The sequence below is a fragment of the Gemmiger qucibialis genome (genome assembly GCF_027689445.1).
Lineage (GTDB): Bacteria > Bacillota > Clostridia > Oscillospirales > Ruminococcaceae > Gemmiger > Gemmiger qucibialis.
On sequence record NZ_JAQFEN010000008.1, the window covers coordinates 43,614 to 56,567 of the forward strand.

The window sequence follows — 12,954 nt, forward strand, 5'->3', positions numbered from 1 at the left end:
GGCGCACACTGTGCGCCCCTGCGGGGCAGAAGCATTGCCTTATGCCTGAAAGTGGAGGATTGAGCCATGCCGTATATTGATTTGAACTGTGACCTGGGCGAAAGCTTTGGCGCGTATACCATCGGAATGGATGAAAAGGTGATCCCGTTTATCACATCGGCCAATGTGGCCTGTGGCTTCCATGCAGGCGATCCGCTGGTGATGCAGCGCACCGTGGCGCTGTGCAAACAGAGCGGCGCGGCGGTGGGGGCGCACCCCGGTTTTCCTGATCTGCAGGGCTTTGGCCGCCGCCAGATGAAGCTGACCCCGGCGGAAGCCAAGGCCTGTGTGCAGTATCAGATCGGTGCGCTGAAAGCGTTCTGCGATGCCGCCGGTGTGCCGCTGCACCATGTAAAGCCCCACGGCGCTTTGTACAACATGGCGGGCAAGGACCGCGCGCTGGCGGATGCCATCTGCGCCGCGGTGAAGGAAAGCGCCCCCGGCGCAGTGCTGCTGGCGCTTTCCGGCAGCGAGATGGTCAAGGCGGCCCAGGCCATCGGCCTGCCGGTTGCCAACGAGGTGTTTGCCGACCGCGGCTACCGCCCGGATGGCAGCCTTGTGCCCCGCGGAACCCCCGGCGCCATGATTGAGGATGAGGACGAAGCCATTGCCCGTGTGATCCGCATGGTAACCGAGGGCAAAGTGACCGTCAACGACGGTACGGACATTGCCATCCAGGCGGATTCCGTCTGCGTACACGGCGACGGCCCCAAGGCTCTGGCCTTTGTAGAAAAGATCGGCGCGGCCCTGCAGGCAGCCGGGGTGGAATTGAAGGCGTTTTGAGAAAATGAGCAGGGGCACCGTTCAGCAAATGCCGTTTTCCTCTGTAGGGACCGTAAGGGCGCACAGTGTGCGCCCGCAGGTGTGCGCCGGGTGATGAAGTGAAATACCCGGCAAAGCCCGTCATGCGGGACGATGCAGGTGTCGTTCCCTGCAAATTTTTAGCCTGGCAGCGGGAAACCGCCCCTCAGGCCGCTTCGCGTCCAGCTCCCCTCCAGGGGAGCCATCGCATACCTAAAGTAAGATATTGGCTCCCCTGGAGGGGAGCTCCGGCGAAAGCCGGTGAGGGGTGGCTCCCTGCCGCCAAAATTAAGGCAACACCGCACAATTCCCGCCTTGCGGCTTAAGCACCGCTCCGGCAGCTGCGGCACGGCATCTGCGTTGCCAAAATGCTCGATAAGACATCCAGTATTATCTGCGCTTTTGGCTTGGCATCTGCCGCACCTCGCTCGCCGTATCGGCACTTAGAATTATGCGGTATTGCCTTAAAATTGCGGATAATAAAAACAAAAAGGCGCGTGCCAGCCCATGGGGGCAAGGCACGCGCCTTTTTCTATGCTTATCCCCGCACGCGGAAGCTGCGCTCGGCAGGGTCCGGGGGGATGGATTTGCAGGTAAAGGTTTCAATGTGGATCCAATGGCTGGTGCCGGTAATGGTGGGCACCAGGCGATCCAGCTGGGCAGCGGAACCCTGGGCTTCTAGGTCCACTGTGCCGTCCCAGTTGTTTTCCACCCAGCCGGTCAGATCCAGCAGCTGGGCGGCATACTGCGCACGGTAGCGGAAGCCAACCCCCTGCACGCTGCCGGTAAAATGCCAGTGGCGGCGTTCCACGGCGGCGCTCATTCTGCGGGCTCCTTCTGCGGTTCGCTCTGGCTGGCGGGTTTTGGGTCAAAGCTGTTCAGCCGGGCCGTGCCGGACAGCAGCCACGCCACAAACAGCGTCATAAGAATGACGGAATCGATCGGGTGCAGCACAAAGTTCAGCGGGTAAAGCACACCGGCGGCCAGCAGCGGCAGCAGCGCGCTGTAAACCAGCGCCATGCGGGTGTTCTGGGCAATGCGGGCATCCACCGCGCGGGAAATGCGCACCGCGGCAGCGGCATCGGCCAAATCGTCCCGAAGCAGCATCACATCGGCGGCGGGCAGCGGCTCGGCTCCCATGCCAATGCCGACATCGGCACAGGCCAGTGCCGCGGCGGCAGAAGTACTGCCTATCATGGCGGCAGGGCCGTTTGTTTGCAGGCGGCGCAGTTCGGCTTCCAGCTCTGCGGGGGCAAGGCCGGATACCACGTGGGCGTCATCCAGCCCAACCTGAGCGGCAACGCGGTCTGCATTGGTGCGGCTGTCGCCTGTCAACAGGATCACATCCAGCCCAAGGGCTTTCAGCGCGTCAAGGGCGGCTTTGCTGGCGGGCTTTACGGCATCGGCAACGCCGATCAAACCGGCTGCGTGGCCGTCGAGCGAAAAGTAAAGCGGGGCAATGCCGTCAGCGGCCAGCTGCTCGCCAGCCTGCTGCAAATCGGGGGTCAGCTCGCACTGGGCGACAATAAACTCTGCGCTGCCGCCTGCCATCACCTTGCCGGCCATTTTGCCGGTCAGGCCCTGGCCGTCCAGAATGGTAATGTCCTTAACGGCGCTCAGCTTGATGTTCTCCGCAGCGGCTTTGCGCATCACGGCGCGGGCCAGTGGGTCCTGGCTCTGGCTTTCCAGCCCGGCAGCCATGCCAAGCAGGAACTTGGCGGGCACGCTGCGGGTGCCCACAATGGTGACCACTTCCGGCTCGCCGTTGGTGATTGTTCCGGCTTTATCCAGCACGGCGGTGTGCAGGGTACCGATGGACTGCAGGCTGGCGGCTGTTTTGAACACGATGCCGTGCTTGGCACCCACGCTGGCACCGGACATGATGGCAGCCGAAGCTGCCAGCGCCAGCACACAGGGACTGCTGACAGCCAGCACGCTGATGGCGCGGGCCAGCGCAAAAGCAAAGCTCTGCCCCAGCAGCAGCCAGATGATGAGCACCACGCAGGCAACGCCGATAACGGCGGGCACAAACACGCTGCGTACCTTATCGGCCAGGGAACTCAACGGCACCTTGGCAGCGGCAGTGGTCTGCACGGTATGTACCAGCTGGGCGGCGGTGGAATCTGGCCCGATGCGGGTGGCACGGCAGATCAGGGCGCCGCCCTGGTTGGCGGTGGCGGTGTAAACAGTGCTGCCTTTGTGTTTGGCCACGGGGGCGGCGGCACCGGTCAGGGCAGATTCATCCACCGTGGTTTCGCCCTCAATGACAACGCCATCTACCGGCATCACATCGCCGGGACGAATCAGGAAGATATCGCCCACCGCGACTTCATTCAGCGGCACGGTGTACTGCTGGCGGCTGCGCAGCACGCAGGCGGTTTCGGGAAGGCGCTCTGCCAGACTGTGCAGAGGGGCCATGGCTTGTGCCTTAAACCGTACTTCCAGCAGCTGGCAGGCTGCGGCAAAGATCAAAATAGCGGCGGCAGAGGGCAGGAACAGCTCCTGCGGGGCATCCTGTGTAAAAATGGCGATTATGCCGTAAACCAGCGCCGCCCCGGAACTGAGCGCCACCAGCGTATCCGGCCCGGGGGCGCGGATGCTCTTGCAGCCGTTGATAAAATAGGAACGGTTCAGCCAGCAGACCGGCACGGTGAGCACCAGCTGCACAATGCCGCACCACATGGCGTTATCACCGGTCAGGAACGGCGGCAGTGGCAACCCGAAAGCAGCGCCAAGGCCAAGGTAAAAAAGCGGAATCAGCAGGCAGGCACTGATGACCAGCCGCCGCTTGATCTGGGGAACAGCGCTGCCCGGCATGGCGGCAGCGGCCCCGGTAGGTTCAAAATTTTGCATTGGAACACTCCCGTATCAAATAAGAGTTGCAAGCGTCAGGAGATGTTGGTGGAAGAAAGCCGATGATTGGGCCGGGGTGCCTGACGGCACACCCCTACCATTAAAACAGACCTTCCGGCAGAATAATGTCGTTTTGCGGCACGCGCTGCCAGCTGAAGCCGTCGGCCAGCTCGGCAGGGGTGCGGGGGTCCGGGGCGTTTTGCAGCCCGCAGGCATAGGCCAAACGGCCAATGATCTGCTCCGGCGTATAGCGCGCCTGTAAATGCTCCAGGCTTTCGTCCCCATCCCGTTTGGAAAGCCGCCGCCCATCCACGGCCAGCAGCAGCGGCATGTGATAAAATTCCGGCGCGGGCAGGCCCAGTTCCCGGTAGAGCCACAGCTGGCGCGGCGTGCTGGACAAAAGGTCTGCCCCGCGCACTACCTGGGTAACGCCCATCAGGGCATCATCCACCACCACGGCCAGCTGGTAGGCAAACACACCGTCCGCCCGCCGCAGGTAAAAATCCCCGCAGTCCTGCGCCAGATTCTCAGCATAGGGGCCCATGTGGCCGTCCACAAAGGAAATGGTTTCGTCCGGCACCATCACCCGCCAGGCTGGCTTGCGCCTGGCGGTGCGCAGAACGATCTCTTCCGGCGTCAGGTTCCGGCAGGTCCCGGCGTATACCACCTTCCCATCGGAGCGGTGGGGGGCATCGGCGGCGTGCAGCTGGCTGCGGCTGCAAAAGCAGGGGTAAACCAGCCCTTTGCGCACCAGCTTTTGGTAATATTCTTCATAGATAGCGCTGCGCTCGCTCTGGTAATAGGGGCCGCGAGGGCCGCCCTTGCTGCCGCCTTCATCTGCAGCAAGGCCGAGCCAGGCAAGGTCGGCTTCCAGCAGATCAGCAAATTCGCGCGGGCAGCGCACGGCATCCAGATCCTCAATGCGCAGCACAACCTTGCCGCCGCTGCTTTTGGCCGAAAGCCACGCCAGCAGGCAGCAGCACAGGTTGCCCAGGTGCATCCGCCCGCTGGGGCTTGGCGCATAGCGCCCGACTGTGCTGCTCATTCCAGCGTATAGCGGGCATCGCCCAGGCTGCGCAGGTGGACGCGGTAGAACCCGGCAACGGCCCGCACCATGGCGTCAGCATCGGCCACCGCGGCGGTTTCCACCGCACTGTGCATGGCCAGCTGGGCCAGGCCAATATCTACCATGGGAACTGGCACGGTATGGCTTTGCAGGTTGCCCAGCGTGCTGCCGCCCGGCAGGTCGGCACGGTTGGCAAACACCTGCACAGGAACGTTGTTCTTGCGGCAGATCTCCTTAAAAATCGCGCCGGTCAGGCCGCTGGTGGTGTATTTCTGGCTGGCATTGACTTTGACCACAACACCCTTGCCCAAAATGACCTTGTTGCAGGGGTCAGCCTTATCAGCAAAATTGGGGTGAACGGCGTGGGCATTATCGGCGCTGAGCACAAAGCTGTTGGCAAATGCCTGGGCCTGTGCCTGGGCACTGTGGGGGATCGCATTCAGGATGCGGTCGAGCACATCGCGCAAAAAGCTGCTGTCTGCGCCCTGGCGGGTGCTGCTGCCCACTTCTTCGTTATCAAACATTGCCCAGACCGGGGCGCAAGCGCTGTCGGTCTCAGGGGCGGCGTCCAAAAAGCCGTACAGGGTGGTGGCGGCGCACTCCAGGTCGTCAATGCGGGGGGCCATGAACAGCTCGCCGTCCGGCCCAATGCGGGTGGGTGCCTGGCGGGTGTAAAGCGAAAGGTCAAAGTCCACAATGTCCTCTTCTTTCACACCGGCGGCCTCAGCCAGCAGGGCGGGGAAGGGCTTGGAACCCTCCAGCCCGTATAGGGGCTGCATGTCCACCTGGGGGTTAAAGGCGTGGCCGCTGTTCAGCGTGCGGTCCATGTGGATGGCCAGCGATGGGATGACCAGCAGATCACGGTCCAGGTCCACCAGACGGCTTTCCAGCGTACCGGCGGCTTCATCCCGCACCAGCACACGCCCGGCGGCGGAGAGCGGACGGTCCAGCCAGGTGGACATAATCATTCCGCCGTAGCCTTCCACGTTCAGCTTGATGCAGCCCGCAGCGTTCACGTTGGTGTTCTTGATGCGCCAGGTGGGGGAGTCGGAATGGCTGGCAGCAATGCGCCAGCCGCCAATGGCGTGGGCAGGCACCCGCCAGGCAATGATGGAACTTTCGTTGCGGGTCACATAATAACCGTGTTCCGGTTCCAAATTCCAGTATTCGGCTTCCTCCAGGCGGGTGTAACCGGCGGCATCCAGCAGCTGGGCTGCAGTGTGTACCGCGTGGAACGGCGACACTGACCGGTGCAGAAAATCAAAAAGCTGTTCAATTTGCATGGGATAGAACCATCCTTTTATGTTTAGGCAACATCGCACAATTCCCGCCTTACGGCTTAAGCACCGCTCCGGCGGCTGCGGCACGGCATCTGCGTTGCCAAAATGCTCGATAAGACATCCAGTATTATCTGCGCTTTTGGCTTAGCATCTGCCGCACCTCGCTCGCCGTATCGGCACTTAGAATTATGCGGTATTGCCTTTATATGATGAAATCTGTATGGTTGTTGGCGCGTGGGACAAAAGAATCCCACCCCACTTTATTTTACACCGCACAAGCGATTGATTCAACCGCAGTTTGGGCAATCCAATGCGAGTGTATGGTATATGCTGCCTTCAAGATCTTTCCAGGCAAAGCCGGAATCGGTCAGCATCATATAGGAATGGGCGCTGTTTTCCTTCGGGATGGCAACGGAACCAGGGTTCAGATACAAATTGCCGCTGCCAAATTCCTGCCAGGCGGGCACATGGGTGTGGCCGTGCAGCAAAATATCCCCCTTGGCAAGCGGCGGCGGGCAGGCCGTGTTGTAATGGTGGCCGTGGGTGGCAAACACTGTGCGGGAACCGGCATACAGCAGGGCATAGTCGGCCAAAATCGGGAAGCCCAGCACCATCTGGTCCACCTCGGTATCGCAGTTGCCGCGCACGCACAGCAGCCGCTCCCGCAGGGGATTCAGCATGGCAATTACCTCTTTGGGGGCATAGCCCTCCGGCAGGTCGTTGCGGGGACCGTGGTATAGAATATCCCCCAGCAGCAACAGCTTGTCCGGCTGCTCGCGCTCCATGGCGGCAAGCAGCTGCCTGCAATAAAAAGCCGAACCGTGCAGGTCGGATGCAATCATCAGTTTCATGGCAGTTCCTCCGGCGGTGGGCTTGACGCAGCACACTGCCTTATACTATAATAATATCAATCGACCGGCAGGAAACCGGCCTTGCGGCGCAGAAGCGCCCAACATCCTGGTGCATGCTGCACCGTATGGTAGATGACAACTTGATATTGCTTTGATGATAGATATGCAGAAGGTATCGTGTTCCCCAGCAGGGGGACGGGATATTTTCTGCATTTTGTTTTTGTGGATTTTTATGCGGTTTTCCGATACGCTTTAGTTCCGGCAGCCGTCCAGCACGGCCGCGGCGGCCTGCTCCACCAGGGTGCCGATGGGGGCGCTCACCCCAACCACCAGGGTATCGCACCGGTTGGCGGGGATCAGGATGCGGCGGGCATCGCTTTGGGCTACGGCCTGCGCCATGGCGGGGGTGATTTCGCCCAGCAGGGCGTCGGCCATCACAATGCCGATGGGCCCCAAAATGACATCCGCCCGGCGGCAGCCCACCACCACGGCGTTCTCGCCGGTGGCAGCGCGGTCAGCCCCGGCTTTCAGCATGGCGGAAGTGGCCGCGCTGTTGGTGCCGATGGCCGTTACCACCGCCTGCGGAACGGCCTTTTTAACGGCGGCAACCAGCTGGCGGCCCAGCCCGCCGCCCTGTCCGTCAATCACAAGAATTTCCATAAAAGAAAACCTCTTTCTTTAGGGCAACACCGCACAATTCCCGCCTTGCGGCTTAAGCACCGCTCCGGCAGCTGCGGCACGGCATCTGCGTTGCCAAAATGCTCGATAATGTCGGGTTGCGGTACCCGCATCGTGCTTCGGGGTCAAAAGCCCCTCGCACTCTGCGACCGCTGCCCCTGCTTCGGTTCGCTGTTTCCGCCACTGGCGGCGCTCACCTTTGCAGCATCCGGGATTATCTGCGCTTTTGGCTTGGCATCTGCCGCACCTCGCTCGCCGTATCGGCACTTAGAATTATGCGGTATTGCCTTATCTCTGTTTTACCATCATCGTATCATGGTGTTCTGCTGCTGTCAAACTGTGGAATCAAATAAAAAAATAGAATGTGAGGAGTTTGAATCATGAAAACATCCACCCGTAAGCTGACCCTTTCCGCTCTGTTTTTGGCCCTGGGCCTGGTGCTGCCGCTTATCACCGGGCAGATCCCGCAGATCGGCAAAATGCTGCTGCCGATGCACATTCCCGTGCTGCTGTGCGGCATGGTATGCGGCTGGCCGTATGGCCTGGCCGTTGGCGCGGTAATGCCGCTGCTGCGCGGGCTGCTGTTTGGCATGCCGGTGCTGTACCCCACCGGCATTGGCATGGCGTTTGAGCTGGCTGCCTATGGCGCGGTGATCGGCCTGCTGTATGCCAAGCTGAACAAGCGCGGCGTGGCGGGCGTTTATATGGCGCTGGTGCCCGCCATGCTGGCCGGGCGCGCTGTGTGGGGCGTGGCCCAAACCGTGCTGCTGGGCCTTGGCGGCAATGGCTTTACCATGCAGATGTTCATTGCCGGTGCATTTGCCACCGCGCTGCCGGGCATTGTGTTGCAGCTGGTGCTGATCCCCGTGGTGATGGTGGGGCTGGAACACGCCGGTGTGCTGCGTGATACGGTGTAAACAAAAGAATAATACAAAATGTATAATTTCCGCGGCTGGTAAAATTTTTACCTGCCGCGGCTTTTTTTGCGGCCAAGTATCTGCTATAATAAAGGCTGTGTAAATGTTTGATAAATAACGAACACTTCCTGAAACTGACTTTGAGGAAGAAGGTGCTGTTATGAATACAGCGAAAGAACTGTATGACCGTTGGCTGGCCCAGCCGGAACTGGATACCGCTGTGGCGGAAGAACTGCACGGTATTGCCGGGGATGATGCCGCTATCACGGACCGTTTTTACCGTGACTTGGAATTTGGCACCGGCGGCCTGCGCGGTGTGCTGGGGGCGGGCACCAACCGCATGAACCTGTACACGGTGCGCAAGGCCACCCAGGGCCTGGCCGATTACCTGAACGCGACCGACCTGCCCAAAAAGATCGCCATTGCGCATGACAGCCGCAATAACGGCGAACTGTTCACCCGCGAAGCTGCCCGCGTGCTGGCGGCAAACGGCATTACCGCCTGCGTGTACCCGCGGCTGGAGCCCACGCCCGCACTTTCCTGGGCGGTGCGCTATCTGGGCTGCGGGGCAGGCGTCTGCATTACAGCCAGCCACAACCCGGCCAAGTACAACGGCTATAAAGTGTATGGCACCGATGGCTGCCAGATCACGCTGGAAGTGGCAGATAAAATTCTGGCCGCAATCGAAAAAGTGGACTGCTTTGACGGCGTAAAGCTGGTGGATTATGAAGCCGGTGTGCAGGCAGGCCGCATTGTGAGCATTGACGACAAATGCCTGGATGATTTTGTACAGGCTGTATATGACCAACGCGTTGGCGATGGCACCGGCATTGAGCAGCTCAAGCTGGTGTACACCCCGCTGAACGGCACCGGCCTGGAGTGCGTAAAAAAACTGCTGGCCAAGCTGGGTGTGACCCATGTGACGGTGGTGCCGGAGCAGGAAACACCGGATGGGAACTTCCCCACCTGCCCGTATCCCAACCCGGAAATCCGCGAAGCCATGCAGAAGGGCCTGGAACTGTGCGATAAAGTACACCCGGATCTACTGCTTGGTACCGACCCCGACTGTGATCGCTGCGGCACCGCTGTGCCGGACGGCAAGGGCGGCTACCGGCTGATCACCGGCAACGAGATGGGCATTATCCTGCTGGATTATATCTGCCGCACACGCCTGGCCCGCGGCACCATGCCCAAGGATCCCGTGGCCGTGACCACCATTGTTTCCACCGATATGGCAACGCCGGTTGCCAAAAAGTACGGCGTGGAGCTGCGCCGCACCCTGACGGGCTTTAAGTTCATCGGCGAGCAGATCGGCAAGCTGGAAGCAGAGGGCCATGTGGAACGCTATATCTTTGGCTTTGAGGAGAGCTATGGTTACCTGTCCGGCGGACATGTGCGGGATAAGGATGCCGTGAACGCCACATTGCTGGTGTGTGAAGCCGCCGCCTGGTATGCCCAGCAGGGCATGACGCTGCTGGATGCCATTGAAGCGCTGTACAAAGAGTTTGGCTATTACCGCAACGCTCTGTGTAGCTTTGCCTTTGAGGGCGAAACCGGCATGTACACCATGCAGAACCTGATGAAGACTCTGCGCGCCGACCCGCCCAAAGAGATTGCGGGCTATGCGGTGGAGCGTGTTGCGGATTATGATACCGATGGCACCGGCCTGCCCCGCGCCAACGTGCTGGAATACCACCTGGCGGGCGGCCACAAGCTGATGGTGCGCCCCTCCGGCACCGAGCCGAAAATCAAAGTGTATCTGTCCGCCGTGGGCAAGAGCGAAGCGGAAGCCGATGCGGTAAACGCGGAGCTGGCGAAGGCGGCGGAAATGCTCATGAAGTGAGTTGGAAGTTAGGAGTTGGAAGGAAAAATTAGAAATCAGGAATGAGTAATTAGGGCAACACCGCACAATTCCCGCCGGAGCGGTGCTTAAGCCGTCAGGCGGGAATTGTGCGGTGTTGCCCTAAATACAATTTCTAATGCGGTTTTCGCGATTTCTGATTTCTCTATGAATTTTTGACTTCTTGATGCTTTTACTTTTTCAGATACACCCTAGGATACACAAAATAGATTGATAAAATATCTCAGCCACAGAGGTGACAAAATGGAATTCCCGAAAGACTTTTTGTGGGGTGCGGCATCGGCAGCGGCACAGGTGGAAGGCGCCTGGAATGAAGATGGCCGCGGACCGAGCATCTGGGATATGCTGTACCCCGGCCACACCAAATATAACGAGGGCCCTTTGCAGGCGTGTGACCACTACCACCGCTACCGTGAAGATGTGGTCCTGATGAAAAAGATGGGGCTGAAAAGCTACCGCTTCTCGGTCAGCTGGTCCCGCATCCTGCCCGATGGCACGGAAAAAATCAACCAGAAAGGCATTGAGTTCTATCAAAGCCTTGTGCGGGAGCTGAAAGCCGCGGGCATTGAGCCGATGGTAACGCTGTACCATTGGGATTTGCCGTATGCGCTGTATTTGCAGGGCGGATGGAAAAACCCGCAGATCCCGGATTGGTTTGCAGCGTACACCAAAATTGTGGTGGAAGCCCTGTCTGACCAGGTACAGTATTGGATGACCCTGAACGAGCCGCAGTGCTTTGTGGGCATCGGCCATCTGCAGGGGCGGCATGCGCCGTTCCTTGATGAACCGGCCAGCCTGCGCCCCGTGACCCGCCATGTACTTTTGGCCCATGCCAAAGCGGTACAGACCATCCGCCAGTATGCAAAGCTGCCGCCTAAGGTGGGGTATGCTCCCACCGGACCGGTGTTTTCGCCCTGCGGGGACGAAAGCGAAGCCGCCATCGCCGAAGCTTACCGCCGGACGATGGAGGTGGAAGGCTGCTATTCCATCAGCTGGTGGTGCGACCCCGTTCTGCTGGGCAGGGTGCCGGAACCGATGGCCAAAGCCCTGGGGGCGGATGTGTTCACCCCGCAGGAACTGGAGCTGCTGCACCAGCCGCTGGATTACCTGGGCTTTAACGTCTACAATGCCTGCGCGGCCCAGCAGCCGGGCAGCGAGTATACCGCCAACACCTGGCAGGGCAGCCCGCGCACTGCGATGGAATGGCCCATCACGCCGGACTGCATCTATTGGGCCATCCGCTTTTTGAACCAGCGGTATGGCCGGCCCATCCTGATTACCGAGAACGGCATGGCCAACACAGATTTTGTGATGCTGGACGGTAAAGTGCACGACCCGCAGCGCATTGATTATGTGCACCGCCACCTGCTGGCCGCCCGCCGTGCCTTGCAGGAGGGCTACCCGCTGATCGGTTATACCTACTGGTCGATCATGGATAACTATGAGTGGGCCGAAGGCTACAGCAAGCGCTTTGGGCTGATTTATGTGGACTACCGCACCATGGAACGCATCCCCAAGGATTCCGCTGCGTGGTACGCCCATGTGATCGCCACAAACGGCAGCGAGCTGTAAAATGCAAAACATATGTCAGGGGGGAAGCTCTGCGCAGGGCTTCCCCTTGACTTTTTGTATGCTGCGCTTTATAATTTGAAAAGACTACCGATTTGATAGGTTGGGCGGGCGCGAACCCGCCCATTTGTTTGTTAATTTACAAAACCGTGGGGGAGCAGGCAGTATGCTGAATCAGTTTTCAAGAACGCAGTTGTTGTTTGGCAAGGAGGCAATGGAGCGCCTGTACAACGCCCGTGTGGCCGTGTTTGGCGTTGGCGGTGTTGGAGGCTATACGGTGGAAGCACTGGCACGCAGCGGCATTGGCACGCTGGACCTGATTGATGACGACAAGGTCTGCCTGACCAACCTGAACCGCCAGATCCTGGCCACCCGCAAAACGGTGGGCAAATACAAGGTGGATGTGGCGGAAGAGCGCATCCATGATATCAACCCGGACGCCGTGGTGAACACCTACAAGACGTTCTACATGCCAGACACCGCCGACCAGTTCGATTTCAGCCAGTACGACTATGTGGTCGATGCCATCGACACGGTAAAGGGCAAGCTGGAACTGGTCATGCAGGCGCAGGCAACGGGCACGCCCATCATCAGCTGCATGGGCGCGGGCAACAAGCTGGATGCTTCCGCCCTGGAGGTTGCGGATATTTACGATACCTCCGTCTGCCCGCTGGCCCGCGTAATGCGCGCCGAGCTGCGCAAGCGCGGGGTCAAGCACCTGAAGGTGGTATACTCCAAAGAGCCTGCACTGACCCCCATTGAAGATATGACCATCAGCTGCCGCACTCATTGCATCTGCCCGCCCAACACGGCCCGCAAATGTACCCAGCGCCGCCAGGTTCCCGGCAGCAACGCCTTTGTGCCCGCCGCCGCGGGGCTGATCATTGCGGGTGAGGTTGTGCGCGATATTGCCAACGGCGAACCGCAGAAAAAATAAGGGCAACACCGTATAATTCTAAGTGCCGATACGGCGAGCGAGGTGCGGCAGATGCCAAGCCAAAAGCGCAGATAATACTGGATGCTGCAAAGGTGAGCGCCG

The 12,954-nt window shown here is 59.9% G+C and carries 11 protein-coding genes; 5 read left to right on the plus strand and 6 right to left on the minus strand.

The window, feature by feature from the left end; all coding sequences use genetic code 11:
• Positions 1 to 66 precede the first annotated feature (66 nt).
• A complete protein-coding gene (locus PG062_RS11620) occupies positions 67 to 822 on the plus strand; it encodes a LamB/YcsF family protein (protein WP_270752413.1) in 756 nt (251 codons plus the stop codon).
• Between the two features lie 556 nt (positions 823 to 1,378).
• On the opposite strand, the gene PG062_RS11625 is transcribed toward PG062_RS11620, so the two are convergent.
• The 6 genes from PG062_RS11625 to PG062_RS11650 form a co-directional block, all read right to left on the minus strand.
• Entirely contained in the window at positions 1,379 to 1,663 is a 285-nt protein-coding gene (locus PG062_RS11625; RefSeq protein ID WP_114000923.1) for an acylphosphatase, read from the minus strand.
• Positions 1,660 to 3,693: a heavy metal translocating P-type ATPase gene (locus tag PG062_RS11630; RefSeq protein ID WP_270752414.1), complete on the minus strand. Its 2,034-nt coding sequence runs from the start codon at positions 3,691 to 3,693 to the stop codon at positions 1,660 to 1,662. Before PG062_RS11630 ends, PG062_RS11625 begins: the two co-directional genes overlap by 4 nt.
• 100 nt (positions 3,694 to 3,793) lie before the next feature.
• Complete coding sequence (gene gluQRS / locus PG062_RS11635; protein ID WP_270752415.1) at positions 3,794 to 4,738, minus strand: tRNA glutamyl-Q(34) synthetase GluQRS; 945 nt, start codon at positions 4,736 to 4,738, stop codon at positions 3,794 to 3,796.
• A complete protein-coding gene (locus PG062_RS11640; protein ID WP_114000920.1) occupies positions 4,735 to 6,042 on the minus strand; it encodes a M18 family aminopeptidase in 1,308 nt (435 codons plus the stop codon). The genes gluQRS and PG062_RS11640 overlap by 4 nt, the downstream gene beginning before the upstream one ends.
• A gap of 284 nt (positions 6,043 to 6,326) precedes the next feature.
• Positions 6,327 to 6,890, minus strand: coding sequence for a phosphodiesterase (gene yfcE / locus PG062_RS11645; RefSeq protein ID WP_270752416.1), 564 nt, complete (start codon positions 6,888 to 6,890; stop codon positions 6,327 to 6,329).
• A gap of 252 nt (positions 6,891 to 7,142) precedes the next feature.
• A complete protein-coding gene (locus tag PG062_RS11650) occupies positions 7,143 to 7,550 on the minus strand; it encodes a DUF3842 family protein (protein WP_114000918.1) in 408 nt (135 codons plus the stop codon).
• Between the two features lie 398 nt (positions 7,551 to 7,948).
• Between PG062_RS11650 and PG062_RS11655 the strand changes: the two genes are divergently transcribed.
• From PG062_RS11655 to PG062_RS11670, 4 genes are all read left to right on the plus strand, one after another.
• Positions 7,949 to 8,485 (plus strand): ECF transporter S component, encoded by a 537-nt coding sequence (locus PG062_RS11655; RefSeq protein WP_199488121.1) that lies wholly within the window; start codon positions 7,949 to 7,951, stop codon positions 8,483 to 8,485.
• 160 nt (positions 8,486 to 8,645) lie between these two features.
• Positions 8,646 to 10,328: a phospho-sugar mutase gene (locus PG062_RS11660; protein WP_270752417.1), complete on the plus strand. Its 1,683-nt coding sequence runs from the start codon at positions 8,646 to 8,648 to the stop codon at positions 10,326 to 10,328.
• Positions 10,329 to 10,589: 261 nt separating this feature from the next.
• On the plus strand, positions 10,590 to 11,918 hold the full coding sequence (locus PG062_RS11665; RefSeq protein ID WP_270752418.1) for a GH1 family beta-glucosidase: 1,329 nt from the start codon (positions 10,590 to 10,592) through the stop codon (positions 11,916 to 11,918).
• A gap of 163 nt (positions 11,919 to 12,081) precedes the next feature.
• Positions 12,082 to 12,852: a tRNA threonylcarbamoyladenosine dehydratase gene (locus PG062_RS11670; RefSeq protein WP_270752419.1), complete on the plus strand. Its 771-nt coding sequence runs from the start codon at positions 12,082 to 12,084 to the stop codon at positions 12,850 to 12,852.
• The last annotated feature ends 102 nt before the right edge of the window (positions 12,853 to 12,954 follow it).

What these genes read in the sequence shown, in the direction of transcription:
- PG062_RS11625 (WP_114000923.1), bottom strand. Translation starts at nt 1,663, where the DNA reads ATGAGCGCCGCCGTGGAACGCCGCCACTGGCATTTTACCGGCAGCGTG.
- gluQRS (WP_270752415.1), bottom strand. Translation starts at nt 4,738, where the DNA reads ATGAGCAGCACAGTCGGGCGCTATGCGCCAAGCCCCAGCGGGCGGATG.
- PG062_RS11640 (WP_114000920.1), bottom strand. Translation starts at nt 6,042, where the DNA reads ATGCAAATTGAACAGCTTTTTGATTTTCTGCACCGGTCAGTGTCGCCG.
- PG062_RS11670 (WP_270752419.1), top strand. Translation starts at nt 12,082, where the DNA reads ATGCTGAATCAGTTTTCAAGAACGCAGTTGTTGTTTGGCAAGGAGGCA.
- PG062_RS11655 (WP_199488121.1), top strand. Translation starts at nt 7,949, where the DNA reads ATGAAAACATCCACCCGTAAGCTGACCCTTTCCGCTCTGTTTTTGGCC.
- PG062_RS11630 (WP_270752414.1), bottom strand. Translation starts at nt 3,693, where the DNA reads ATGCAAAATTTTGAACCTACCGGGGCCGCTGCCGCCATGCCGGGCAGC.
- PG062_RS11620 (WP_270752413.1), top strand. Translation starts at nt 67, where the DNA reads ATGCCGTATATTGATTTGAACTGTGACCTGGGCGAAAGCTTTGGCGCG.
- yfcE (WP_270752416.1), bottom strand. Translation starts at nt 6,890, where the DNA reads ATGAAACTGATGATTGCATCCGACCTGCACGGTTCGGCTTTTTATTGC.
- PG062_RS11665 (WP_270752418.1), top strand. Translation starts at nt 10,590, where the DNA reads ATGGAATTCCCGAAAGACTTTTTGTGGGGTGCGGCATCGGCAGCGGCA.
- PG062_RS11650 (WP_114000918.1), bottom strand. Translation starts at nt 7,550, where the DNA reads ATGGAAATTCTTGTGATTGACGGACAGGGCGGCGGGCTGGGCCGCCAG.
- PG062_RS11660 (WP_270752417.1), top strand. Translation starts at nt 8,646, where the DNA reads ATGAATACAGCGAAAGAACTGTATGACCGTTGGCTGGCCCAGCCGGAA.